Annotated in this window: 21 protein-coding genes; 17 read left to right on the forward strand and 4 right to left on the reverse strand. The window is 42.5% G+C overall.

All coding sequences use genetic code 11. From position 1 onward, the window contains the following. The first annotated feature begins 3 nt into the window (after positions 1 to 3). From cyoE to ACSSVW_RS13220, 10 genes are all read left to right on the forward strand, one after another. Entirely contained in the window at positions 4 to 912 is a 909-nt protein-coding gene (cyoE, locus tag ACSSVW_RS13175; protein WP_036973419.1) for a heme o synthase, read from the forward strand. After that, the gene (locus ACSSVW_RS13180; protein WP_454179468.1) at positions 909 to 1,523 is read left to right on the forward strand and encodes an SCO family protein; all 615 of its coding nucleotides are present in this window, start codon (positions 909 to 911) and stop codon (positions 1,521 to 1,523) included. Before cyoE ends, ACSSVW_RS13180 begins: the two co-directional genes overlap by 4 nt. A gap of 172 nt (positions 1,524 to 1,695) precedes the next feature. Further along, positions 1,696 to 1,968: an STAS domain-containing protein gene (locus ACSSVW_RS13185; protein ID WP_036973417.1), complete on the forward strand. Its 273-nt coding sequence runs from the start codon at positions 1,696 to 1,698 to the stop codon at positions 1,966 to 1,968. Between the two features lie 9 nt (positions 1,969 to 1,977). Further along, positions 1,978 to 2,340: a response regulator gene (locus tag ACSSVW_RS13190; RefSeq protein ID WP_036973415.1), complete on the forward strand. Its 363-nt coding sequence runs from the start codon at positions 1,978 to 1,980 to the stop codon at positions 2,338 to 2,340. 15 nt (positions 2,341 to 2,355) lie between these two features. Then, on the forward strand, positions 2,356 to 4,434 hold the full coding sequence (locus tag ACSSVW_RS13195) for a chemotaxis protein CheA (RefSeq protein WP_065979416.1): 2,079 nt from the start codon (positions 2,356 to 2,358) through the stop codon (positions 4,432 to 4,434). After that, positions 4,431 to 4,916, forward strand: a complete 486-nt coding sequence (locus ACSSVW_RS13200; protein ID WP_065979415.1) for a chemotaxis protein CheW — start codon at positions 4,431 to 4,433, stop codon at positions 4,914 to 4,916. Before ACSSVW_RS13195 ends, ACSSVW_RS13200 begins: the two co-directional genes overlap by 4 nt. A 29-nt stretch (positions 4,917 to 4,945) precedes the next feature. Further along, positions 4,946 to 7,273 carry a methyl-accepting chemotaxis protein gene (locus ACSSVW_RS13205; protein WP_065979414.1) on the forward strand — a complete coding sequence of 776 codons (2,328 nt, stop codon included), beginning with the start codon at positions 4,946 to 4,948 and terminating at the stop codon, positions 7,271 to 7,273. 258 nt (positions 7,274 to 7,531) lie between these two features. Continuing rightward, positions 7,532 to 8,362, forward strand: coding sequence for a CheR family methyltransferase (locus tag ACSSVW_RS13210; RefSeq protein ID WP_454179470.1), 831 nt, complete (start codon positions 7,532 to 7,534; stop codon positions 8,360 to 8,362). Next, positions 8,346 to 8,963 (forward strand): chemoreceptor glutamine deamidase CheD, encoded by a 618-nt coding sequence (gene cheD, locus ACSSVW_RS13215; RefSeq protein ID WP_036973407.1) that lies wholly within the window; start codon positions 8,346 to 8,348, stop codon positions 8,961 to 8,963. The genes ACSSVW_RS13210 and cheD overlap by 17 nt, the downstream gene beginning before the upstream one ends. Before the next feature lie 8 nt (positions 8,964 to 8,971). Then, positions 8,972 to 10,003 carry a protein-glutamate methylesterase/protein-glutamine glutaminase gene (locus tag ACSSVW_RS13220; protein WP_454179471.1) on the forward strand — a complete coding sequence of 344 codons (1,032 nt, stop codon included), beginning with the start codon at positions 8,972 to 8,974 and terminating at the stop codon, positions 10,001 to 10,003. Here the strand turns inward: ACSSVW_RS13220 and ACSSVW_RS13225 are convergent. Next, positions 9,993 to 11,024: a polysaccharide deacetylase family protein gene (locus ACSSVW_RS13225; protein WP_454179472.1), complete on the reverse strand. Its 1,032-nt coding sequence runs from the start codon at positions 11,022 to 11,024 to the stop codon at positions 9,993 to 9,995. The genes ACSSVW_RS13220 and ACSSVW_RS13225 overlap by 11 nt on opposite strands. On the opposite strand from ACSSVW_RS13225, the gene dinF reads away from it, so the two are divergent. After that, positions 11,001 to 12,335, forward strand: a complete 1,335-nt coding sequence (dinF, locus tag ACSSVW_RS13230; RefSeq protein ID WP_118844724.1) for an MATE family efflux transporter DinF — start codon at positions 11,001 to 11,003, stop codon at positions 12,333 to 12,335. The two genes, ACSSVW_RS13225 and dinF, sit on opposite strands and share 24 nt — an antisense overlap. Before the next feature lie 4 nt (positions 12,336 to 12,339). Here the strand turns inward: dinF and ACSSVW_RS13235 are convergent, their stop codons facing one another. Next, positions 12,340 to 12,609, reverse strand: coding sequence for a hypothetical protein (locus ACSSVW_RS13235; protein ID WP_074989199.1), 270 nt, complete (start codon positions 12,607 to 12,609; stop codon positions 12,340 to 12,342). A gap of 12 nt (positions 12,610 to 12,621) precedes the next feature. Continuing rightward, entirely contained in the window at positions 12,622 to 13,197 is a 576-nt protein-coding gene (nfuA, locus tag ACSSVW_RS13240; RefSeq protein WP_036973401.1) for a Fe-S biogenesis protein NfuA, read from the reverse strand. A 144-nt stretch (positions 13,198 to 13,341) separates the two neighbouring features. On the opposite strand from nfuA, the gene ACSSVW_RS13245 reads away from it, so the two are divergent. Then, entirely contained in the window at positions 13,342 to 15,891 is a 2,550-nt protein-coding gene (locus ACSSVW_RS13245; protein ID WP_036973400.1) for a M14 metallopeptidase family protein, read from the forward strand. On the opposite strand, the gene ACSSVW_RS13250 is transcribed toward ACSSVW_RS13245, so the two are convergent. Then, the gene (locus ACSSVW_RS13250; RefSeq protein ID WP_036973399.1) at positions 15,888 to 16,589 is read right to left on the reverse strand and encodes a ComF family protein; all 702 of its coding nucleotides are present in this window, start codon (positions 16,587 to 16,589) and stop codon (positions 15,888 to 15,890) included. The two genes, ACSSVW_RS13245 and ACSSVW_RS13250, sit on opposite strands and share 4 nt — an antisense overlap. A 58-nt stretch (positions 16,590 to 16,647) precedes the next feature. Between ACSSVW_RS13250 and bioH the strand changes: the two genes are divergently transcribed. From bioH to ACSSVW_RS13275, 5 genes are all read left to right on the forward strand, one after another. Beyond that, positions 16,648 to 17,385, forward strand: a complete 738-nt coding sequence (gene bioH / locus ACSSVW_RS13255; protein WP_036973398.1) for a pimeloyl-ACP methyl ester esterase BioH — start codon at positions 16,648 to 16,650, stop codon at positions 17,383 to 17,385. A 100-nt stretch (positions 17,386 to 17,485) separates the two neighbouring features. Further along, complete coding sequence (locus ACSSVW_RS13260) at positions 17,486 to 17,794, forward strand: hypothetical protein (protein ID WP_036973397.1); 309 nt, start codon at positions 17,486 to 17,488, stop codon at positions 17,792 to 17,794. A 5-nt stretch (positions 17,795 to 17,799) separates the two neighbouring features. Then, positions 17,800 to 18,660, forward strand: coding sequence for a putative metalloprotease CJM1_0395 family protein (locus ACSSVW_RS13265; protein ID WP_454179474.1), 861 nt, complete (start codon positions 17,800 to 17,802; stop codon positions 18,658 to 18,660). Positions 18,661 to 18,766: 106 nt separating this feature from the next. Then, positions 18,767 to 19,498, forward strand: a complete 732-nt coding sequence (locus ACSSVW_RS13270; protein WP_065979407.1) for an outer membrane beta-barrel protein — start codon at positions 18,767 to 18,769, stop codon at positions 19,496 to 19,498. Between the two features lie 282 nt (positions 19,499 to 19,780). After that, a complete protein-coding gene (locus ACSSVW_RS13275; protein ID WP_421419022.1) occupies positions 19,781 to 25,321 on the forward strand; it encodes a S8 family serine peptidase in 5,541 nt (1,846 codons plus the stop codon). Positions 25,322 to 25,334 lie beyond the last annotated feature (13 nt).

The following is a 25,334-nucleotide window of genomic DNA, read 5'->3' on the forward strand; positions in this document are numbered from 1 at the left end:
ATAATGGCCTTAACATTACGTACTGAAAAATCAATATTTTCTCATGGTCATGCGTTGTTAAAAGACTATCTTGCGATTAGCAAATTTAAAGTCGTTGCGATGCTTGTTCTCACCGCATGGGTCGGTTTAGCACTTGCTCCTGATATGGGGCGAGGTCTTTTTGTTCAATTGGCAAGCTTGTTGGGTATAGGTTTACTTTCAGCCGCTGCTGCGGTGATTAATCATGTTGTTGATAGTGAAATTGATAGCAAGATGGCGCGCACTCGCCACCGTCCTGTCGCTAAGGGGCGTTTGAGCAAGCAACATGCTTTAAGTTTTGCAGCTGCTATTGGTACTGCAGGCTTTATGATGTTGATCATTTGGGCAAACACCTTAACGGCGATACTGACACTTTTTGCGTTAGTGGGTTATGCATTTATTTACACTTCTTTTTTAAAGCGTGCCACACCCCAAAATATTGTTATAGGGGGGCTGGCCGGTGCTATGCCACCCTTATTAGGGTGGGTGTCTGAAACGGGTCATATGGCGGCAGCGCCTTGGCTACTTGTTATGATTATTTTTACCTGGACTCCGCCTCACTTCTGGGCGTTAGCGATTGCGCGTAAAAGTGACTATGAGCGCGCAAAAATTCCGATGTTACCCGTTACCCATGGTATCGAATTTTGCAAAACATGTGTGGTCGCTTACTCTGTTTTACTGGCATTGGTGTGTGTATTACCTTATTTAATTGGTATGTCAGGGGGCATATACTTAATGGCGGCAAGTGCGTTAAATGCCATTTTCGTTTATAAAGCATTAAAGCTAAAACTGGGTGGGAAAGATGATACCGCGATGGACTTATTTCGTTTTTCAATTGTGCATTTAATGCTACTCTTTATCGCCTTATTTATTGATAAATGGTTGCTTTTATGACGCGTTTTTTAGTGGCACTTTGTTTGGGAGTGGTGTTTTTTTTAACGGGCTGTAGCCCCGAAAAATCACTTCCCGATGTGGATGCGCTGGTGTATCAGCAAGCCAAGCCTGTTAAGTCATTTACATTGATTGATCAGCATGGCGACACCGCCGATAATAGTCGCTTCAAAGGTCATTGGAATTTAGTCTTTTTAGGTTACACAAGTTGCCCTGATATTTGCCCAATGACGTTGGCTAAATTGACCAGTGTGCAACAGCAGCTGAGCCAAGATTACACGGTACAAGTGTGGTTTGTAGCGGTTGATCCAAAACGAGATACCACCGCAAAACGCAAAGCCTATATTGATTATTTTAACCCTGATTTTTTAGCCGTATCAGGCCCTCATAAACAGCTCTTTCCCTTTGTTAGAGATTTAGGGCTCATTTACGCGATTAATGACAGTGATGAGCAAGAATATGCTGTTGATCACAGTGCGTCAGTCGTGATGGTTGACCCCGATGGCGCGGTACGCGCAATTTTCAAGCCCGAGTTTAAACAGGGCAATGTTCCGCTTATTAACGCCAGTACGTTAACAGAAGAGTTTAAAAAAATTGCAGATTATTATCACTAAGTATCTGTATAGACAAGTGTGATTATTTTCGAGGGAGCGATTGCTCCCTTTTTTGATTTCAACATGTAAGCTACTAAAAAATTTTACAATTTTTTAATTCAATTAATGGCAATTTTAATAACTCGGTCTAAGCTTTTGTTATGAATTGTTTTAAGCAGGGAAAGTGCCAGTAATGTTGAAGCTTCCTACTGAATTAGCCATCACTCAAGTCGAATCACTACATCAAGATTTGTTGCAAGAGTTGTCAGCAAACGATGATATTTGCCTTGATATTAGTGAGGTGACTCGTGCCGATACGGCCTCAATTCAGCTGTTATGTTCATTACAAAAGCATTTGCTTTCAGTCCAACACAAAATTATTTGGGTAGGCGAAAGCAAGCCGTTGCAAGAGGCAATAAATAGTTTGGGCTTAAGTCATTATCTTGTACTTGAGAATACCAATTAAGAGGTTTTTATGAAAAGAATTTTAGCTGTTGATGACTCTGCATCTATGCGACAAATGGTAGGTTTTACGCTAAAAAAAGCAGGCTTTGAAGTCACGGAAGCAAAAGATGGCAGTGAGGCGTTGAACATAGCTAAACAGCAAGGTTTCGATGCCGTTATATCCGATGTGAATATGCCAGTGATGGATGGTATTACGCTCATACGTGAATTACGTAGTTTACCAAACTATAAATTTACCCCTTTATTGATGCTAACGACCGAGTCTGGCCTTGATAAAAAATCCGAAGGAAAAGCAGCGGGGGCAACGGGATGGATTGTTAAACCATTTAATCCTGAGCAATTGTTAGCGGTTTTAAAAAAAGTGATTCGCTAACAATAGGAGCGGGGCATGAGTATAGATCTAAGCCAATTTTATGAAGTGTTTTTCGAAGAAAGCTTTGAAGGACTGGATGCTATGGAGGCTGAGTTATTAAACTTAGTTCCGGGCGAAGAAGACTCAGAAACAATCAACACTATTTTTCGCGCCGCGCATTCTATTAAAGGGGGCAGTGGTACATTTGGCTTTAATTCTGTTGCTGATTTTACCCATGTTTTAGAAACGCTGTTAGACCAAATTCGGGAAGGTTCACGAGATTTAACGGCCGAACATGTAAACTTATTACTAAAATCAGTGGATTGTTTACGAGCTTTACTTAGAGCATTGCAAGCAGAGCAGCAACCCGACTTAACCGAAGCGGATGAACTGCGAATCAAATTCGAAGAAATACTCGGTATGCGTGCGGCAAGTAAAGTGGCAGAGCCTGTGCAGGAGCCACTCAGCGAAAACAGTATTAATACTTTCCAAATCGATTTTAAACCACATCATCACTTATTTAAAACCGGCAATGAACCGCTGTATATGATCAGTGAATTAGCTGAGTTAGGTGACTTAGAAACTCAAGCGTTTCAAGATGCTGTTCCTGATATTACCGACCTCGCCCCCGAAGATTGCTTTTTGTCGTGGCGTTTTTTCTTAACCACAGAAAAAGACCAGAGTTGTATCGAAGAAATTTTCGAATGGGTTGAGGATGACGCCGATATTACGATTACCTTATGCGGCGGTTTATTTGGTGATGAAGTCGCTGTGAGCGCGGCGCCATCAACGCAGGTTGAGACTGACAACAAAAATGAAAAAGCAGCCACCAAGCCCGATGCCGAAGTAAAGAAAGTTTCTGCTGTAAAATCAACAACAACCAACACCGAATCCACCTCAATCCGTGTTGGAATTGATAAAGTTGACTCCTTAATCAACATGGTTGGTGAGTTAGTCATCACGCAAGCTATGTTGACTCAATTAGGTGAGCAAGAAATTACTGAAGCCACGATTGCATCGTTGCAAGAGGGGCTTGCTCAACTTGCACATAACACCCGCGATTTACAAGAAAGTGTTATGCGTATCAGAATGTTGCCTATTAGTTTTGTGTTCAGTCGTTTTCCTCGTTTAGTCCGCGATATTTCGCAAAAACTAGACAAACAAGTCGAACTAAAACTACTTGGTGAGCAAACTGAGTTAGATAAAACGGTGATGGAGAAGATTTCTGACCCGATGGTTCATTTGGTTAGAAACTCGCTTGATCATGGCCTTGAAACGGTCGATAAACGTGTTGCAGCCGGTAAAAATCCGGTTGGTACCGTGACGCTTAATGCCTTTCATCAAGGTGGTAATATTGTCATTGAAATTATGGATGACGGACAAGGCCTCAATACCACCAAAATTCGCGAAAAAGCCATTAAAAATGGTTTGATATCAGAAGCAGACGATCTATCTGATAATGAAGTTAACGAACTAATTTTCTTACCCGGCTTTTCAACGGCTGACCAAGTGAGCGACTTGTCGGGTCGCGGTGTTGGTATGGATGTGGTTAGACGAAATATTGAAGCCTTGAGTGGTTCCGTTGAAGTGTCGTCTGCCCCAGGTGTTGGTTCAACGTTCACCATTCGCTTACCACTCACGCTGGCTATATTAGATGGTCAACTTGTTCGTGTGGCTGAGCATACCTACATTATTCCACTTATTTCGATTATTGAATCGTTGCAAATCGATATCACGAAGGTCAGTCGAGTTGGAAAAGATTTGGATGTGTTGCGGCTACGCGATGAATACATCCCGATTTTACGTCTATACAGTATTTTTAATCATCAAGGTGCGATTGAAACACTGGATAAAACCTTACTGGTGGTGGTGGAAAGTGACAACCAAAAAATTGGTTTATTGGTTGATGACTTATTATCCCAGCAACAGGTTGTTATTAAGAGCTTAGAGGCGAATTATCAAAAGGTCGATGGCGTCTCAGGGGCAACAATCTTAGGGGATGGCCGCGTTTCACTCATTGTTGATATTAGTGGCTTAATTAAGTTATCAGGGCTTAGAAAGCCCGGCAGTCAAGAGCTAATAATAGAGTCAAAAGCTAACTTGGAGGCGTCATGATTGCAGCACACGATGACCTACATAATAAGCTGAATATTGAGCAAGACCAAGATGTTAAACAGTTTCTAACCTTCTTTATGGCTGAAGAAGAGTACGGTGTAGATATTTTAACTGTGCAAGAAATACGCAGTTGGGAAGAAATAACGGTTATTCCAAACTCACCCGATTTCGTCAAGGGGGTGATCAACTTACGTGGCACGATAGTGCCTATTGTTGATTTGCGGTTGCGATTTGGTATTCCGGCTATTGAGTATGGGCCACTCACAGTGGTGATTGTACTGAAAGTAGAGTTAGAGAACGCAAGTAAAATTATGGGCATCGTTGTTGATGCTGTTTCGGATGTCTATAGCATTGCTGAGCATGAGGCAAAAGCAGTGCCACATCTATCTGACTCAGATAACGCACAGTACGTTGCGGGGTTAGTAAATGTGGGTGAAAAAATGGTCGCGTTACTCGACCTACAAAAAACAATGGACATTTAATTGGGTAGATTAACAAGAAGGTGAAGGGTATGGGATGGTTTAGCAGTCCTAAAAATGTTGAGTCAAATAATGATTTGGTTGTTGCAGCATTAAATAAATCGCTTGCAGTGATTGAGTTTCAACCGTCTGGGTCGATCATTACTGCCAATGCAAATTTTTTAAATGCCATGGGCTATCGGCTAGAAGAAGTTCAGGGTCAACATCATTCAATGTTTATTGCAGAAGAAGATGCACAAAGTCCCGAATACCAACAGTTTTGGCAGCGCTTGCGCAGCGGTGAATTTATTTCTGATGAATTTAAACGGTTCGGTAAAAACGGCAAAGAAATTTGGATCCAAGCAACCTATAACCCAATTATTGATAGCAATGGTAGCGTAGTCAAAGTGATTAAATTCGCCAGCGATATCACTGCACAGAAGGAGCTTGAAAAACAATCTAAACGTGATGCTGACCTGTCAAATGCACTGCGTGTATGCCAAGCAAATGTGATGATGGCTAACAATGATTTAGAAATAGTGTTTGTAAATGAGCAAGTGAAGCAAATGCTCAAAGCACGTGAAGCCGCATTGAAAACAGTGCTGCCTAGCTTTTCTGTTGAAAATTTAATTGGCACCTGTGTTGATGATTTTCATAAGCATCCTTCACATCAACGTGAATTACTAAAGAATTTATCTGAACCCTATAAAACGACGCTGCGCTTAGCGGGTCTTATTTTTAGCTTGATTGCAACCCCTTGGGTTAATTCGTCGGGTAAGCGTTTAGGGACAATTGTTGAATGGCAAGATATCACTGACAGTGTCAATAAAGCAGAAGCCGAAAAGCGTGAAGCTGAAGAGAATCTACGGGTACGTCGCGCGCTTGACCGCGTAGGCACTAACACCATGATTGCCGATGCGAATAACGACATCATCTATATGAACGAAGCGGTGCTCAATATGATGAAAGTGGCAGAGAGCGATCTTCGTAAAGACCTGCCTAACTTTAACAGCAGTAATTTACTCGGTCAGAATATTGATGTGTTCCATAAAAACCCTGCACATCAACGTAATTTATTATCAAAACTGAGTGATACCTACAGCACTGAGATTCAAGTCGGTGGACGTACTTTTGGTTTGGTAGCTAACCCTATTTTTACCCCTGAAAACGAACGAATTGGAACGGTTGTTGAGTGGGAAGATAGAACCGCAGAAGTTGCTATCGAGAAAGAAATCGCCGGTCTGGTAACCGCTGCAGGTAAAGGTGATTTAGAGGCACGAGTTGAAATTGCGGGTAAAACAGGCTTCTTCTTACGTTTAGCGCAGGGTCTAAATAGCTTAGTGGGTATTGTAGATGATGCCGTAAAAGACACTGCCAATATGCTTGATGCTATGGCCAATGGTGATTTATCTAAGCGTATTGAACAAGAGTACCAAGGTTCATTTGATAAATTAAAACGCGATGCGAATGCCACGGCTGATAAGTTAACGGAGGTTATTAACCGCATAAATACATCAGCGACATTGGTGGCCAGTGGTGCAGAAGAAATCTCGCAAGGCAATGCAGACTTAAGTCAACGTACTGAAGAGCAGGCATCTTCGCTTGAAGAAACAGCATCAAGTATGGAAGAGATGACCAGTACAGTTCGTCAAAATGCCGATAATGCAAAAGAGGTTAACGAGCTTGCCGAAGAGACTCGTAGCAAGGCACAAAAAGGAGGTGAGGTTGTCAACCGTGCCGTAACGAGTATGTCGGCTATTAATGAATCGAGTAAGAAGATAGCAGATATCATCAGTGTAATTGATGAAATTGCCTTCCAAACTAATCTACTTGCATTAAATGCCGCGGTAGAGGCTGCACGTGCTGGTGAACAAGGGCGTGGCTTTGCGGTTGTTGCGGGTGAAGTGCGTAATCTTGCACAGCGCTCAGCTGCTGCGGCAAAAGAAATTAAAGAGCTTATTCGCGACAGTGTCGGTAAAGTTGAAGATGGCACATTATTGGTGAATGAATCAGGTTCAACGTTACAAGAAATTGTCACAGCGGTACAACGCGTAACGGCCATGATTTCGGATATTGCGCAGGCATCGGAAGAGCAAAGCTCAGGTATTGAGCAAGTAAATAAAGCCATTGCACAAATGGATGAAATGACACAGCAAAATGCGGCGCTTGTTGAGCAGGCATCTGCAGCAGGTGAATCAATGGCAGAACAAGCCAATGATATGCGCCGCTTGCTTAACTTCTTCTCGCTATCGAATCAAGAGGAAACAGACATCACAAGCAGAGTGACAGCGTCACCGATTAAACAATCGAGCCCGTCTGGGCGCTCAGCTCCCAAAGGAAATAACTTTGTTGACCCAGGCGATGAGTGGGAAGAGTTTTAATACGCTTGCCGTTTCACCATAGTGAATGTCAATGGTGTGAACTAACACAGCTTATTGAGCAAAAAGACACGGCAAGGTGACCAAGGTAAGGGGACCATGAGTAACCGCTTACCTGCAGTGGGTTACCTTACGTATCGGTGCAATCATGCTTAACACGCTTATGATCGTCTCGCTGTTTTTACCCGCGGGACTGATTAACCACTTAAGTTAATGGTTTGACTATAATGCGCGCACTCTTTGAGGCTAGTGGGTCCAGACATGAAAGAGTTTTTACTGACAGACAGTGATTTCAAAAACATTTCGTCACAGGTATATGATGCTTGCGGTATTGTGCTTGCTGAACATAAACGAGAAATGGTGTATTCACGCCTAGCAAGGCGTATACGGCTTCATAAGCTTAACAGCTTTAAAGAGTACTTAGATTACTTAGAAGAGCATAAAGAGCATGAGTTTAGCGAGTTTATTAATGCAATTACCACCAACCTAACCTCTTTCTTTCGTGAGCCTCATCACTTTAGTTACCTAAAAAATACCATTGTACCTAAGCTGCTCGTTTCTAATGCGAAGAGCAAGCGAGTACGTGTTTGGTCGGCTGGGTGCTCTACAGGTGAAGAGCCTTACACAATTGCAATGACCCTAAGTGATTTATTTCCAAAAGATTGGGATGTGAAAATACTGGCCACCGATCTTGACTCTAATGTGCTCGCGAAAGCACAAGCAGGCACTTACACGGCTGCGAATGTAAATGGCTTAGAAGACAGTCAGCTTAAACGTTGGTTTCTAAAAAGCCACGATGGACAGCTTTATAAAGTGAAACCAGCGCTACAAAAAAACATTTTTTTTAAGCGCTTAAACTTACTGCAAAGTTGGCCAATGAAAGGTCCTTTTGATGTGATTTTTTGTCGCAATGTGGTGATTTATTTTGATAAGTCGACCAAAGATACACTCTTTCGACGCTATTATGAGTTACTTAGTAACTCAGGCCATTTATTTTTGGGGCACTCAGAGACACTCGGCAAAGATCACAGAGAATTTAAGAATTTAGGCCAAACGATCTACCAAAAGGTGGTCTATGAACACTCATTATAAAGCAGTTTTACCAGGGTTTGAGCATGTAAAACGCTTTTGGGATAACCGCAGGCAAAAGGTGATAGCGAAAGTATTGCCGGGTGAATTCTATGTTTCAAAATCGGATGAACTCATCACCACGGTGTTAGGGTCTTGTATTGCAGCGTGTATCTACGATGATGGGTTAGGCATTGGTGGCATGAATCACTTTATGTTACCGATTGAAAAAGGCGTTGATCCCGCCAATGCGCATAGCCTTAATTGCCGTTATGGCAACTGGGCTATGGAGTACTTGATCAATGAAATTCTGAAAAATGGAGCCTCAAAACGAAACTTAAAAGTAAAGTTATTCGGCGGGGGTAAAATTATTCGTTCCATGACAGATATCGGGGTGGGTAATATTCGTTTTGCAAATGCTTATGTACTTGAAGAGGGTTTAGATTTAGTATCTCACGATGTAGGTGGACCTTGGCCTCGTAAGATCATCTTTGATCCGCAAACGGGAAAAGCACAGGTGAAAAAGCTACGTGAACTACATACAGATAAACTTGAAGAACGTGAAGTTAAATACTTACACGAAATTGAGCAACAAGATGCAAAAACGGATATTGAGCTATTTTAGGAGAGCATATGATCAAAGTCCTTATTGTTGATGATTCTCCTTTGATACGCGGATTGCTTAAAGAGATTCTTGAGCAAGCAGATGATATTCACGTTGTGGGGTCTGCAGAAGACCCCTACGAAGCGAGAGAACAAATAAAACGCCTCAACCCTGACGTGTTAACGCTTGATATTGAAATGCCCAAAATGGATGGTTTAAGTTTTCTTAAAAACTTAATGCGTCTACGGCCTATGCCGGTGGTAATGATATCAACATTAACACAAAAGGGATCGCCCATTACCCTCGAAGCGCTTGAAACGGGAGCGGTTGATTTTATAGCAAAACCGACCGCTAACGTGTCTCAAAGTTTGCAACGGTATGCGCATTTATTACATCAAAAAATACGTACAGCGGCTGGTGCTCGGGTTCGCGCATTCAAGGAGCAGAACCTAGAAGCCGATAGCGCCTTATCAACCTTACAATTTAAAGCAAATAGTGTGCTGGCGATTGGTGCTTCGACAGGTGGCACCGAGGCAATTAAAGAGGTTTTGGTGCGTATGCCTGAGCAATGTCCACCCATTGTCATTACGCAGCACATTCCGCCAGTATTTAGCACTTCGTTTGCTATGCGTATGGATCGTACCTGTAAAATTAATGTCAAAGAGGCTGAGCACGGTGATAAATTACGCCCCGGTTGGGCTTATATTGCTCCGGGCGATCAACATTTAAGTGTTGTAAAACAAGGCTCTGCTTTGTATTGCCAACTCGATACATCTGAATTAGTTAATCGCCATCGACCTGCAGTGGATGTATTGTTTAATTCGTTATTGGTTGCGTGTCCAAAAGCCACGATTGCTGCGTTACTCACTGGCATGGGGAGTGATGGCGCGAAAGGGTTACTGGCATTAAAACAAGCGGGTGCTTATACAATTGCTCAAGACGAGTTATCGTCAGTGGTGTGGGGCATGCCAAAAGCCGCTATCGAGCTGGATGCGGCTCATGAAATTGTGCGTCTTGATAAAATTACCGCGCAAATGCTTAAGCAGGCCGTTAAGGTGTGATCACCCAAGGCTGTGAAAACCAATAATAGCTGCCTTTTTTCTCAATCGAAGGGGCCGTACAATTAAAACGTGAACGGCCACTTTTCAATTTAGCTGGCGAGATAATTTGCACCGTGTCTTTGCTTGTCCAATTTAAGTCTGCTTGACCAACCCCCGAGACATAGCACGCAAATTGGCTTTTATGAAAGTCTTGCATATCAAATTGAATGCTTAAGCTAGGTGGATTCTCGTTAGTAACACTGTCTGAGTAATTTAACGCTTTAATAGTGAAAGCCTGTGACGCTAATTTTGTCGATAATGTATCAAGTTTTGAGTAAAAGCCTGATGCAGGGAAGCGTGGTAAACGGGTAAAGTCAGAATGAATACCCACCGCACCTGAGTGTTGACCAATACCAACAAAGCCAATTGACTTAACCAGTGCTTGAAGTGAATTATTAAATTCGCCATAGGGATAGGCTACGTATTTATAGTCATGACCAATCTCTTCTTTGATACGCTTTTGTGCTGCGAGAATGTCGTTTTTAGTCCGTGCTTGCCATTGTGCGTCAGTTTCACCCTGTTGCTTTAAATGCATGTAATTATGCGTTTGGGTGTGATTACTAATAAGTGCCCCTTTTTTAGAAAGCGCTTTTAATTGCTGCCATGTCATGACATAGCTTTTACCTTCATCAATCAGTTTAGGATTAACAAAAATAGTGTAGGGGTAGCCGAACTTCTCAAGAATTGGCGCGGCTTGTTCATAATTGTTTTTATAACCATCGTCAAAGGTAATTGCGACGGTTTTATCGGTTAATTCTTTGCCAGATTGCAGTGAACTAATTAGCTCATTTAATGGCACTACAGTAAAGTGATGATCTTTTAAATACTGCATGTGTTTTATAAATGTTTCACTGCTGACACTGGTGACCGCAGGAAGGGTTTCACTCACATGATGATACTGTAAAATAACGGCGCCGTGGGCACGCATTGATAAACCTAACAGGACTGCAAAAATTACATGAAACATTTTCTTAAACGTCATAAGGCACACCATAAAAGTTTGCTGTTATTAGCCGGTCCAATGATCTTATCAAATATTACTGTCCCACTGTTAGGATTAGTTGATACTGCCGTGATTGGTCACTTAGGAAGTGCTCACTACTTGGCGGGGATAGCATTAGGCTCTACGGTTATTTCGTTACTATTTTGGCTGGCAGGCTTTTTAAGAATGAGTACGACGGGGCTGGTGGCACAAGCTTATGGTAAAAATGACCTTACTTTGCTAGGTGAACTGTTAAAGCGTAGTTTGTTGCTTGCAACTGGGGTTGCGTTGTTATTAATCGCGCTCAGCACACCAATTCAATCCTTAATGGCTTACTTGTCAAATGCCAATCAAGCTGTGTTAGAACAGGCGTATAGCTATTTTTCTGTTCGTATTTTTAGTGCGCCAGCGGCCCTGTGTAATTTGGTGCTATTAGGGTGGATGCTTGGCGTACATTATGGACGAGGTCCATTTTATTTATTATTAATTACCAATATCACAAATATTGTGCTCGATATTTACTTTGTGGTTTTTCTTAATTGGGGAGTGGCGGGCGCGGCTTGGGCCTCGCTTATTGCCGATTATATCGCATTCGGTTTTGCTGTTTTTCTGGTATTACAACTTGCTAAAAAGCAAGGTATTAATTTGGCCGTTAAAGCATGGTTAAGCGTAGCTAAAATAGGCGAGCTGCTTAATTTAAACCGCGATATTTTCATTCGTTCACTGGCACTGCAATTGTGTTTTAGCTTTATGACTTTTTATGGCGCTAGAATCGGTGAAACAACATTAGCAGCTAATGCCGTACTGCTGAACTTTCTGATGTTGGTGAGTTTTGCTTTAGATGGTATTGCTTATGCGAGCGAAGCAAAAGTAGGCAAAGCCAAAGGGGAGCAGAGTGTTGAACAGATCAAACTTTGGGTGAATTTAAGCTTGTTCTGGGGAGGACTCTTTGCGCTCTTTTATAGCCTGATTTTTTTAGTGTTTGGTGGCGCTATTATTCGCCTTTTAACCGATGTGCCTGAGGTTGTCAGTCTGGCTACACACTACTTACCTTGGGTCATTATATTGCCCATTGCGGCCATGGGGTGCTTTTTATTCGATGGTGTATTTGTTGGTTTAACACGCGCAAAAGACATGCGAAATACCATGCTAATAAGCGCGACATTTGGTTTCTTTGGGTTATTTTGGTTGGTAAGCGACTGGCAAAATCATGGATTATGGTTCGCTATGACAAGCTTTATGTTATTGCGTGGCGTTACGTTATGGCTACGTTATCGCGCAATGGTTAAGCAACAACAGTTGTTAATTTGAGTGGTTATTTCCACAGGTCAGGATCATCATCTTTAGGGGATGTACGCTTAAGCACTTGTGCGAAACGGTTCGCAAAAATACCTAAGTAACCCCAAAACGCATAAAACAATGCAACAGCTAAAATGACAAGCCCCACGAGCTGGAAAATTGCGGGTCCATAATAGCCGATAGCAATGAATATCACGGCTAGCACAAACAGTGCTAAGCCGCGAAGAAAGCGTTTTAGGCTTAATTTGGGGTCGCTACCTAAGCGAAAAACCCACTGCTTAAGCATCTTAAGCGCTAATTAGTAGTATGAGTGCTCACCTGGGTTGTGATCAGTAATATCTCTCACCCCTGTGATCTCATCAAATTTAGCGATCATTTCTTTTTCGATGCCTTCTTTTAACGTCACATCGATCATTGAACAACCATTACAGCCACCACCAAATTGCAGTACTGCAATACCATCGGCTGTAATTTCCACAAGGCTTACTTGGCCACCGTGGTTAGCAAGTTGCGGGTTAACTTCGGTTTCAAGCATATGTTGAACACGTTCTTGAAGCGTCGCATCGTCGGTCAGCTTACGTGCTTTTGCATTCGGTGCTTTAAGCGTTAGCTGAGTACCCATTTTGTCAGTCACAAAATCGATTTCAGCTTCTTGTAAGAAAGGAGCACTTTCTGCATCAACAATGGCATCAAAACCATTAAATGGTAAACGAATGTCGCTTGCTTCAACTGCGTCTTCAGGGCAGTAAGAAACACCACACTCAGCTTGCGAAGTACCTGGGTTTACAACAAACACACGAATGTTAGTTTGTTCAGCTTGGTCTGCTAAAAGTTTAGCAAAATGAGATTGTGCAGATTCAGAAATAGAAATCATAAAACGAACTATACTTGACTAAATTACTCGGATACTGCCTATCATACTCCGCTCATCGTGTTGTCGCCAGTGTTGAGCGTAAAAAGTTGCATCTATTTTATCGAATGGTAGCGTGAAAACATCAAACAATAACAGGTGCTATCTATGCGTTTAATAATAACAATATTAACCATGCTAGTGAGTTTTTCAGCATTAGCAAAACCACTTTCCTATTATTTTGAAGAAGATGTGAAATTTGATCCGCTTATTCCAACCCCGCAAGAGGTTTTAGGCTACGAAGTGGGCGAGTGGCATGTACGCCATGATCAACTTGTTCAGTATATGCAAATATTGGCAGACAAAAGTGAGCGTATTAATATTGAACTAATTGGCCGGACGCACGAGCAGCGACCCTTGGTCATGTTAACGATTACTGCGCCAGATAAATTAGGCCAAGTAGAGCAGATTCGTAAAGCACATTTAGCTCGCTTAAGCGGTGGAAATACTGACTCAAGCAAGCAACCTGCGGTTGTGTGGATGGGTTACAGTGTGCATGGCAATGAGTCTTCAGGTAGCAACGCATCGCTATTAGTTGCTTATTATCTTGCAGCGGCACAAGGGCCTGAAATTGACACCTTATTAAACAACACCGTTATTTTATTAGACCCCTCTTTGAATCCTGATGGCTTAGCGCGTTTTGCGAATTGGGCAAATAGCAATCGAGGCATGAACTTATCATCGGACCCTGAAACACGTGAGCACCGTGAAAGCTGGCCGAGCAGCCGTACTAACCATTATCTTTTTGATTTAAATCGTGACTGGTTGTTACTACAACACCCTGAGTCACGTGCGCGTATTGCCCAGTTCCATCACTGGAAGCCTAATATTTTAACTGACTTTCATGAAATGGGCCCAAATAGCACATTCTTCTTTCAGCCGGGAATACCAACGCGTAAACACCCAATTACGCCAGAAGAAAATGTGACATTAACGAAAGCAATTGCAAATTATCATGCAAAGACGCTTGATGAGCACAATGCGCTGTATTTTACTGAAGAAAGCTTTGACGATTTTTACTATGGCAAGGGGTCAACCTACCCAGATGTAAATGGTGGCGTGGGTATTTTATTTGAACAAGCCAGTTCTCGTGGGCACTTACAAGAAACAATTAACGGCCCGTTGAGTTTTCCATTTACTATTAAAAATCAACTGTTAACGAGCTTATCTACATTCCAAGCAGCGATTGATAATCGCCAAGACTTACTAGACTATCAAGCTGAGTTTTACACTAAAGCTACGGATCTTGCTGGCGATGAAGATTTTAAAGGCTATGTGGTAAAAGGCGGCGCTGATAATAGCCGCATGGCGTATTTTTTAGACGTGTTAAAGCAACACCAAATCAATGCGTATTTGCTTGAAGAGCCCTTAAAAGTGAATGGTCAGAGCTTTTCTGAAAAAAGCTACTACGTGCCATTAGCACAGCCACAATTTCGTTTAGTAAAAGCGATTTTTAGCGAGCAACAACGCTTTGTTGACAATACTTTTTATGATGTTTCGGGCTGGACATTGGCCCATGCATTTAATTTAGAGTTTGCCAAAGTGAGCAGCAATTGGGGCTTAAATATTGCAAAAATGCCGTGGCAGAAAACGGTTAAATCAAGCTTCGCTGCGTTACCACAAAGCTATGCTTATGCATTTAAGTGGGATGACTACCTTGCTCCTAAAATGTTAAATAACTTACTTAAGCAAGGTGTTCAAGCGCGTGTTGCGCTTAGTTCACTTACAGCAAAAACACCCGCAGGTGAGGTTGCTTTTGAGCCAGGCAGTATTTTATTACCAGCCGGTATTCAAACAGACCCTAATTGGGTGCGTTATTTAAACCAAGCACAAACAGATTTCGGTATTGAAATTGTTCCCATCAGCTCTGGTTTAACAGTGAAAGGGGCTGATTTAGGGTCTCGTTCTATGGCTGTTGTTAAAGCACCTAAGGTACTGCTTATTGGTGGCGAAGGAACCAGCCAGTATGAGTTAGGCGAAGTGTGGTATTACCTTGATCGCTTTGTTGATATTGCCCCGAGTATTATTGAAATGGAGCGTTTAGATAATATTAACCTCGATAAGTACAGCCATATTGTGCTTGCGCATGGTAATTATAATCGCCTTGATGATGCGACTAAAATTGCAATAAAAGCGTGGGTTCGTAAAGGCGGGGTAATCTGGGGCCATAAAGGCGGTGCAAAATTCTTAGCGGATCAGCAACTATTAAAAGCGAATTATTTGTCACGCCGTGATGTTGCAAGTGCATTTGATACAAAAGGCCTTACTTATGCCGATAAAGATGACTTAGCAGGGCGCCAACGCATTGCTGGTGCCATCTTTAATACTCACGTTGACTTATCGCATCCACTGACGTTCTCGCTTGAGCGCAATACCTTACCTGTATTTAAAAATAGCACTTGGTTACTTGAAAAATCGGAAGCACCATTTGTTAATGTACTTACTTATACAGACACGCCATTACTTGCAGGCTTTACCGATGATGTCAATGTGGAGCAGGTAGCCGGTGCTGCAGGTTTAATTGCGCACTCTTACGGAAAAGGCAGTGTGATTGGTATGACTGATAATCCCGTTTTTCGTGGTTACTGGTATGGAACAAGCCGATTACTAAGTAATGCATTGTTCTTTGGTCATGCATTTAGTGCATCGGGTGACTAATTAAGGGGAGTCAAACACGTAAGGATTGCCCATACTTGTTTGGCCCCTGCCTGTTTTAATGCCTCTGTTGCTGCGTTTAATGTAGCACCAGAGGTCATCACATCATCAACAATAGCCACCGATTTCCCTGTCAGATCTTGCTGACATACAAACGCATTTTTTACATTCTTTACCCGTTTTGTTTTACTTAGTTTTGATTGTGGCTGGGTGGCTTTTTGTTTATGAAGAGGCGTAATAACGTCTTGCTGTAAGCCCTCTAGAACCGGTAACCACGTTTGGCTTACTTGGTTGTAGCCACGCGATAAAAAACGCCTTTTATGTAACGGCATTATGATAAATACATCAGGCCAGTGTGTGTTTGCTGCAAGGGCATGCTGCAGCTGTTTGGTTATGATTTGCTGTAAAGCCACTTTATAATGCTGTTGATTGTTAAATTTTAACTGTATGAGCCATTGTTTATAGGGTGCTTGATACCACGCACAGGCAATGAGATGATCAAAATGACAGTCAGGAAAAGCGTCACAAATATCGGGGCGATGTAAAAGGTTTGGATGACGTGCTAAGTCAAAAAGTGCAAGGTCATCCATACAGTGTGGGCAGAGTGACTGATTACTTTCAATGTGGCCCTTGCAACCCAAACAAAAATTTGGGAACAGCGCATCTAAAGCGACTTTAAACGCCTGAATTAAGCCCGCCATTGCATTCATTCCTTTAAACGCTATTATGAGCGCTAAGTGTGGTTGAGAGTTTATAAATATGCAAAATGAAATGGTGTTGTTACATGGCTGGGGAATGAATCAAGGTGTGTGGCAAGTCATTATGCCTGAACTTACGTTTTTTCATGATGGCGCTGTTCGCTGCTTAGATTTACCTGGGTTTGGTAACGCACAGTCAATACCAACACCTTACACTTTGCATGCTGCGGCAGAGCAGCTCAGTAGCGAACTAAATGAAGGATCAATACTTGTCGGTTGGTCACTGGGAGGGCTGTTTGCTTTGTATATTGCTGCGCACTGGCCTGACAAAGTGGCCAAAGTTGTGCTGGTAGCATCAACCCCATTTTTTGCCCAGCACGATGATTGGCCTGGTATTAAGCCGGACGTCCTGAATGCGTTTAAAGATCAGTTAGTGAGCCATAGAGAAAAAACCATAGAACGCTTTCTCGCTATTCAAGCTATGGGCAGTGAGTCTGCTCGTGATGATATAAAGCAGCTAAAATTATTATTGAATCAATACCCCGCTCCCAAAGAGCAGGCGCTAAGTGCAGGACTCGATATACTACAGCACGATGATTTACGCGCTATGTTTGCACAGTTAACGGTGCCTATAGTCGGCATTTTTGGTCGCTTAGATGCGTTAGTGCCTTATCGTGCTCTTAAGAAAATGCAGGCGCTGCAGCCTAATTTTGACTACGAGGTAATTGATAAAGCATCCCATGCCCCGTTTATTTCTCACAAAGAGGCATTTATAACAGCTCTTAAATCAGTGTGTTAAACAAAATCTAGCTTGAGGCCATAAAAATAGCGGGATTATACTTTATTTTGTTCGTTTTGTGAGCGATAATTACGGTTAGATCTCACTGTTGGAGACCATCATGGCAATCGGTTCTGTTTTTAATAATGCGGTAGAAGGTTATAACCGTGCTAGCCAAGGTATTGAAAAGGCAAGCGCAGAGATTAGCCGTGCCTCAATAGATCAACAAGATGATGCTCAGCTTGCGCAGCAGCGACAATTACAAGCCGCTCGCCCCGATGAAGCAGTCACGCCTCCAGTATCACAACCCGCGCGTATTGATGAGTCGTTGGTCAACTTAAAAGTAGAAGAGTTTAATGCCAAGGCGAATATCAATAGCATTCAAACCGCGGATGAGGTACTGGGCACTTTAATCGATATTAAAGTATAAATATCATGAACATCGTTACTCCTTATCCGGCCATTAACTTAAACACTGCGAATGTGCATACAGAAAGTGCGCGCCGTGATAACCAGTTGCGCGAGGTAATCCCCGCACCTACGGCAACCAAACCCAGTAACGCTGAAAATAAAACTTTAAACGATGGCGAAAAAGCCAGACAACCAGGCACTGACGCTGGCACTTATGATGCGAAAGGCCGTCTTGATGACAACACCGTAGTTCAAGAACGCCAACAAGGCGATTCTGAGCAATCGGAACAAGAGCAACAAGAAACAAAGCAAGAACAAAAAAAAGAGCAACAAGTTGCTGAACAAGAGCAGCAAGATGCGGAACAAATAAAGGAATTAAAAGCCCGTGATACTGAAGTGCGCATTCACGAGCAAGCACATGCATCTGTCGGTGGGCAATATGCGGGTGCGCCAAGTTATGAGTATCAGCGCGGTCCCGATGGTACTAATTACGTTGTTGGTGGAGAGGTTCAAATCGATGTTGCACAAATCGAGGGGGATCCAAAAGCCACCATTGAAAAAATGCAAACTGTACGAGCAGCAGCGCTTGCTCCACAAGAACCCTCAGGTGCTGACCGTGCTATAGCGGCAGATGCAACGCAAAAACTTGCGGCGGCTCAAGCTGAGTTAGCGACTCAGTCTGATGACGATAAGCAGCAAAATGGGCAAGCGTCATTTAAAATTAACCGTGAATTTGTCAATGAAGATAGCTCACAAGTGAGTGCATCGGAGACTAAAACAGCAAAGCGTGACGTGGAAGTAGATCAACGCGCTCAACGAATTGCTAATTTCTATCAAGCGGCAACCTCTGCTGCGGCTCAAAACCAATTTTCTGCGGTTATTTAACCTCATATTTTCTTACACATTACTTACTATTAATAGGGTTGTTCCTATTGTGGTAAAAAATTAGCTCTGTTAGATTGTCCACGATTTTAAATAAGGATGATTTAACATGAAATATGCTGTACTTATCGGTGCACTTTCACTTGTATCAACAGCTGTTATGGCACAAAACACCACACCTCTTAGCTATGATTATGTTGATGCTGGCTATCAGAAAATGAAAATTGATGATGCTGATGATCTTTCTCTCACGGGCTATGGTATCAACGTCAGTAAACAATTTGCACAAAACTGGTATGTGCAAGGCCACTACTCAAAAGTATCTGATGACTTTACAGAGTTAGATATCTACGACAATGTGACTGTTTATGATATGAACAACAACCCAGTCGGTACGGGGCAGACTGAATATCTTTATCGTACAGAGTTAGATATCACGCGTTATGAGTTAGCTTTAGGCTATATTTACTCTCTGTCTGATGTGACTAAAATTGATTATTCAGCGAAGCTGGGCCAGCTAAAATTTGAAGGTGACGTACTGTATAAGCAAGATATCACTTATCAAGAACAAGTACTCGATACCAACTCTGAGAGATATTCTGATTCAGATACAGCTGATATTTTATCTGTAAATGCACAAATTAGGCACTTATTAACCGATTCAATAGAGCTAAATGCGGGTATCGGTTACGAGCGTCTGCATGATGAAGAAAGCGAAAATAATACCGTGCTTCATGTCGGTGCAAATTATGCGATTACAGCTGATTGGTTAGTGACCGCAGCGTATCGAGATGTAAACGACTATTCAGATCTTACCTTCTCAATTCGTTATAATTTTTAGTTAATTAGTAAGCTAGCGAACCTTTCGCTAGCTTCTTTTTGTTTATTATTTCTGTTCCTGCAATAGTGTTCTCTACAAAAAGCTACATTTTGTATAAATAATCCGCAACGCTTTATATATCACCACTTCAATGTTTACATGGTGTTAATTTTGTATCTGAAATGTATACCTCACAGTTTGACCCCTCATAACGCCGCCTGTATATGTTTGTCTGCTAATAGAATTTAGTGTCTCAGCTTTTGCGTAAGCAAAGCTGTTTTAAATTAAATCAGTGGGAATCATATGCAACCTAGCAATAATAAAATAGCACACTTGAAAAAGAGCTCAGTTGCAGTACTTACAGCATTGTATGTAGGTACTTCAGGTTATGCTGCGGCAGAGCCGGGCTTTAATAAAGTGTCAGACAAAGGCTTTTATCAGCCAACATTTACAGCTGAAGATATCGCAAAGTATCAAGAACAAAAACAAATTGCTGATCATCCAAGCTTATTAAAGGGCAGTGTTGAGCGTTTAAATCAACATTATCAAAATCAACAACCAGAACATGTGTTCCAGCCTCAAGAGGGTGTGACAGGTGTTCAAACTTATATCGTTCAAATGACTGAAGAGCCAGTCGCGAGTTACCAAGGTGACATTCAGGGCTTTACTGCAACAGCGGTTACTGAATCTCGTTCGTTAATGGTTAATGAGCGCTTGGATACATCGGCACATAAGGTGCGTGCTTATCAGGGTTTCTTGAAGCAGCGCCAAACATCTGTATTAAGCAAAGCACGTGCCGTGGGTGCTAGCATTGATGTTAAAAAGCAATTTACGTTAGCAAACAATGCCGTTGTTGTCGAAATGACGCAGGCGGATGCTGAGCTACTGGCTAAGCAATCGGGTGTGAAACGCATCACACCAAACCGTATTTTCGAACTACGTACAGACCGTGGCCCAGAGTTTATTGGCGCAGATCAATTATGGCAAGGCGCTACACCTGCATCATCAGTGGGTGTTAAAGGCGAAGGCATGGTTGTAGGTATTATTGATACAGGTATCAATACTGACCACCCTGCGTTTGCAAGCGATGAAGAGTACAGCAAATCAAATCCATTTGGTGCAGGTAACTTCGTTGGTGATTGTGAAGCTGATCCTACGTTATGTAATGACAAGTTAATTGGTGTTCGCTCTTACCCTGAAATTACGGCTGCGAATTCAGACTATCGATTTGCACGTGCTGATCGTCGTCCAGAGAACGGTGAAGACTACAACGGTCATGGTTCACATACTGCAAGCACAACCGCGGGTAACTACATAGAGAATACGCCACTTCAAGCAGCCACAGGTGAGAAAGTGAGTGATGGTGAAAACTTACCATTTACCTTTGATCACACCAGTGGTGTTGCACCGCGCGCGCACATTATTTCATACCAAGTATGTCACGCGGGCAACTCGGGCGACTTATACGCTGGTTGTCCTGAGTCGGCGATTTTATCTGCTTTTGAAGATGCAATTGAAGATGGCGTTGATGCGATTAACTTCTCAATCGGTGGCGGTGAAAGCTTCCCGTGGGAAGATCCAATGGAAATGGCATTTTTAAGCGCACGTGAGGCCGGTATTTCTGTTGCCGCTGCTGCGGGTAACTCAGGTCCGTACTATATGTCTGCGGATCATACATCACCTTGGGTGACGACAGTGGGGGCATCAACGCATGATCGCGTGATGGAATTAGGTGTTAAAACCATTAACAACTTCCAAGGTACACGTGCACCTTCTGTTGGTGAGTATGCAGGTAAGAGTTTCGCTGGTGGAATTACTGGTGAGGTTGTTTTAGCTGAGAATTACGACGACCCTAATGCTGACGATGGCTATGATGCAGCTAGCTGTAATGCCCCATTCCCTGCGGGTACTTTCACCGCAGACCAAATAGTGGTGTGTTTACGTGGTGATATTGCGCGTGTTGATAAAGCGAAAAACGTAGCTGCGGGTGGCGCAGGTGGTTTTATCCTGCAAAATATTGCTTTTGGTGAGAACGTTGTTGCAGATAACTATGTGATCCCAGGTATTCACTTATCTTCAAGTGCGCGTTTTGCTATTCGCAACTGGGTGAATGCTAACCCTGATGGCGCTGCAATTGCGACTATTGGTGAGCCGCAAAATAACTATTCGTTTGACGAAGAAGCTGGCAACCAGCTCGCTATTTTTAGCTCTATGGGCCCAAGTTATTATATTAACAACCTTGTTCCTGATTTGACGGCACCAGGTGTTGATATTTATGCTGCGAATGCTGATGACCAACCATTCACTGCCAATCCTAGAGCATCAGACTGGACATTCATGAGTGGTACGTCAATGGCTACTCCGCATGTAACCGGCGCCATGACTTTATTGATGCAAATGCACCCAGATTGGACGCCTGCTGAAGTACAATCGGCTCTGATGATGACGGCGAATAAAGTGCGCATTTCTAATGGTGTTACGTTAGTTGACCCTTACTACAACTTCATGACGGGAAGTGGCTCAATTGATGTTGCGCAAGCGGCAAATGCGGGTCTTATCATGGATGAGACAATCGAAAACTATCACAATGCTAACCCACGTAATGGCGGTTTAGTGGAGTGGTTAAACCTGCCGACATTAGTAAACCAAGACTGTGAACTGACCTGCTCTTGGATGCGCACAGTGAAAGCGACTAAAGATGGTTCGTGGGATGCAACAGCCTATGGTTGGGGTATTGAAGGCGAGCAAGAAAGTGCGGGTGTCGAAGTGAGTGTTACACCAAGTAACTTCACACTTAAAGCGGGTGAAACACAAGACGTGATGGTAACGATGAAGTTACCGAATATCATTCAGTCTAAACTAGACCCTGCAGAACCCGGCGCACCATGGGACAGCATTATAAACAAAAATGCGTGGTTTAACGGTAAAGTACTTTTTAAAAATACCGATGGTAATTCACCTGATGCTCACTTCACATTAGCGGCTAAAAATGTCATTGATGAGCTTCCAGCCATGGTTGATATCGATATGGCTCGTGCCAATGCATCAGAGTCAATCGTTGTGAATACTGACAGCTACAGTGAGTTTACACCAACTTATTATGGCCTTGTAAAACCGACTGAAGTAACAGCCAATATCTTAGGTGTATCACCTTATGTAACGAAAGACCGTGTAGAAAAAGCATGGGATATTCAGGCAATTGAGGTACCTGAAGGTACAAAACGCCTGATGATTAAAGTGGCATCAACAGAGCAAACGACTGATTTATCAGATATCGTTGAACCGCGTTGGCAAATTAAAAAAGCACACTTAGTGGTGGGTTATGATGCGAATGGTAGTGGCTCGTTCATGGTGTCGGATGAAGACATTGCTGAAGATCCAAATGCATTAATTAAAGCACTGAACGAAGAGATGATTTGTTATTCTTCAAGCAGTGTTGAGGATAACTACTGTAATATTATCGATCCTAAGCCTGGTAAATACTGGTTCGCTACCGCAGCGTTAGCTGGTTTACGCGATGTGGGTTATCAAACAGTGACTCACTATGCATTTGTGAAAGAGCAAAATACGGGTGAATTCAGTGTGTCGGCTCCACAACAACATTCAGGTAATGGCAACTATGAAATTGCGATTAATTGGAATCTACCAGAAGCGCAGCTAAACGATGTGTATTACGGTGGTTTTGAACTGGGTGATTCAGAAGGTGCTGAAGGGACTTTAGGGTTTACATCAGTTAACTTTAAACGTGACGCTGAAGCGTTAACCCTTAATATTGATCAAGACTCAGCACGCGCTATGGATCTTGTAAATGTTAACGTGAAACTCAAAGCTAACTATGAATCTGACGCGCGCGATTACACTTTAGCGTTAACCATTCCTGAGGGCATGGAAGTTTGGCCTGATACATTGACTTCTAACAACGAGTCAGTTGCTGCTTCATTGGAAGTAGAGGGCAACACTTTAACAATTAAAGGGACTCAAGAGGCTACTCGCAATGTGAAGCGTGATTATGTTGTCACGAATAACATCACTAATGAAATGTGTAAAACGCCAATGATCGATGAGTACTCAACAGGTGGCTACATCGATTTATGGGGTGACTTCCGCATTCAACCTGATGCTTCTTGGTATGAAGGTGGCTCAAATGTTTACTTTGATGTACCAATTGATTGGTTATTCTACAAACAAGGCGCTAAGTTTGAAGTTTATAATCAAGCAAACAACAACGAAGTACGTTTACACCCAACAGGTGCTATGCAATTTACACCAATTTGGTGGATGATGAGTGCGCACCGTGGTCCAGGTTTCTTAGTTGAAGCATTAGCCCCGTTCTGGCGTGGTTCATTTGAAATCACTAATCTACGTGATCCAAGCGATCCAACAGGGTTAACAATTGCAAGTCAATATGCAGAAGAACGTCCTGATCTTGGTGACCTTCTGTTCATGGAATTTGATAATGTTACCGACAAGAATACGGGTGATACTTATGATTATGAAGTGATCTTACGCAGTGGTATTGATGACCATGAAGGTAAGTTTGAAGCGATTTTTGCATACGACAATCTAGGTGCTGATATTGATACAGGCACTATCTTTATTGAAGGTGGTGACAGTGTTTATGCTACAACCGCGGGCTTTAAAGACGGTGCTCTAAGCAATGTAATCGGTTTCGATGACCTTGGTAAAATCTTACAAGATGACTTAGTCATTTGTTTTGATTACGTGGGCCCTGAGCAAAGTGAAGTTGAATTTAACTTTACAGCGACAATAAAGCCAGAAGCGAAAGGCACCATGCAAGACATCGCGCTTGATTATCTATTAGGTAGCCAAGAGTCAGGTACATTAATGCACTCGATTGGTGTACAAAGCAATCTTAAAATGGCAGATATTGCTGATATGACGGTTGCTGAAAATGGTCGTATTGATGGCATTGAAGTGATGGTTATTGATGCTGATCAATCGCCAAATGAGCTAGTAATCACGGGTGAACATGTGTCAGCTGAGGTGAACGGTATGTCGTTTAATCTGATCCCTGAACCTTATTTCTTCGGTGAAACTTTTGTAACTGTTACAGTGCAAGACAAAGCAAATCCAACAGATAAAGTAAGCAAAGAGTTTTTACTGACTGTTGAGTCTGATGGTGAAGAAGCCCCCGTGATGGTTAACGACATTGCAGATATGACTGTGATGCAAGGCGATATGTTAGAAAGTATTGCTGTTTCTTTATCACGAGAAACAGAAGAAGCGTTCACTCTTACTGTAGACGCTGATAATGCGACATCAATGGTTGATGGCATGACATTTAGCCTTAAACCTGACGCTGACTTCTACGGTGAGATCCCTGTAACAGTGACATTAACGGGCACAGATACTACTATCTCAACTGACTTTATGGTTACAGTAACCGCCGTTGATCTTGCGATTGTTGCGCTAGAAGATATGTCGGTGATGGAAAACGAGTCAGTTGACAATATTATGGTTAGTTTAACGCGTGAGACAGCTGAAGAGTTCACACTGTCTGTTGATGCTGACAATGCGACGACATCAGTCGATGGCATGTCATTCAGCGTAACGCCTGATGCTAACTACTATGGTACAACGACAGTTAAAGTCACTTTAACCAGTGGTGAAAAATCATTGATGGAAGAATTTGCACTTACAGTTGTTTCAGACGGTATTGAATTAGGTTGTACAGATACCGCTGCAACAAACTACGATGCGAATGCTAATACTGATGATGGTAGCTGTGTATACCCAGAAGTAGAAGAAGATGATGACAGTGGTTCATTCGGTCACTTCATCGTGTTACTCCTTCCATTACTTGCACTACGTCGTCGTAAGTAATCGCTTTAAAGGC

Source organism: Pseudoalteromonas sp. MBR-15 (genome assembly GCF_053628915.1).

Bases quoted from the DNA above. Each gene is read 5' to 3' on its own strand.
- cyoE (WP_036973419.1), top strand. From the start codon at position 4: ATGGCCTTAACATTACGTACTGAAAAATCAATATTTTCTCATGGTCAT.
- ACSSVW_RS13180 (WP_454179468.1), top strand. From the start codon at position 909: ATGACGCGTTTTTTAGTGGCACTTTGTTTGGGAGTGGTGTTTTTTTTA.
- ACSSVW_RS13185 (WP_036973417.1), top strand. From the start codon at position 1,696: ATGTTGAAGCTTCCTACTGAATTAGCCATCACTCAAGTCGAATCACTA.
- ACSSVW_RS13190 (WP_036973415.1), top strand. From the start codon at position 1,978: ATGAAAAGAATTTTAGCTGTTGATGACTCTGCATCTATGCGACAAATG.
- ACSSVW_RS13195 (WP_065979416.1), top strand. From the start codon at position 2,356: ATGAGTATAGATCTAAGCCAATTTTATGAAGTGTTTTTCGAAGAAAGC.
- ACSSVW_RS13200 (WP_065979415.1), top strand. From the start codon at position 4,431: ATGATTGCAGCACACGATGACCTACATAATAAGCTGAATATTGAGCAA.
- ACSSVW_RS13205 (WP_065979414.1), top strand. From the start codon at position 4,946: ATGGGATGGTTTAGCAGTCCTAAAAATGTTGAGTCAAATAATGATTTG.
- ACSSVW_RS13210 (WP_454179470.1), top strand. From the start codon at position 7,532: ATGAAAGAGTTTTTACTGACAGACAGTGATTTCAAAAACATTTCGTCA.
- cheD (WP_036973407.1), top strand. From the start codon at position 8,346: ATGAACACTCATTATAAAGCAGTTTTACCAGGGTTTGAGCATGTAAAA.
- ACSSVW_RS13220 (WP_454179471.1), top strand. From the start codon at position 8,972: ATGATCAAAGTCCTTATTGTTGATGATTCTCCTTTGATACGCGGATTG.
- dinF (WP_118844724.1), top strand. From the start codon at position 11,001: ATGAAACATTTTCTTAAACGTCATAAGGCACACCATAAAAGTTTGCTG.
- ACSSVW_RS13225 (WP_454179472.1), bottom strand. From the start codon at position 11,024: ATGACGTTTAAGAAAATGTTTCATGTAATTTTTGCAGTCCTGTTAGGT.
- ACSSVW_RS13235 (WP_074989199.1), bottom strand. From the start codon at position 12,609: ATGCTTAAGCAGTGGGTTTTTCGCTTAGGTAGCGACCCCAAATTAAGC.
- nfuA (WP_036973401.1), bottom strand. From the start codon at position 13,197: ATGATTTCTATTTCTGAATCTGCACAATCTCATTTTGCTAAACTTTTA.
- ACSSVW_RS13245 (WP_036973400.1), top strand. From the start codon at position 13,342: ATGCGTTTAATAATAACAATATTAACCATGCTAGTGAGTTTTTCAGCA.
- ACSSVW_RS13250 (WP_036973399.1), bottom strand. From the start codon at position 16,589: ATGGCGGGCTTAATTCAGGCGTTTAAAGTCGCTTTAGATGCGCTGTTC.
- bioH (WP_036973398.1), top strand. From the start codon at position 16,648: ATGCAAAATGAAATGGTGTTGTTACATGGCTGGGGAATGAATCAAGGT.
- ACSSVW_RS13260 (WP_036973397.1), top strand. From the start codon at position 17,486: ATGGCAATCGGTTCTGTTTTTAATAATGCGGTAGAAGGTTATAACCGT.
- ACSSVW_RS13265 (WP_454179474.1), top strand. From the start codon at position 17,800: ATGAACATCGTTACTCCTTATCCGGCCATTAACTTAAACACTGCGAAT.
- ACSSVW_RS13270 (WP_065979407.1), top strand. From the start codon at position 18,767: ATGAAATATGCTGTACTTATCGGTGCACTTTCACTTGTATCAACAGCT.
- ACSSVW_RS13275 (WP_421419022.1), top strand. From the start codon at position 19,781: ATGCAACCTAGCAATAATAAAATAGCACACTTGAAAAAGAGCTCAGTT.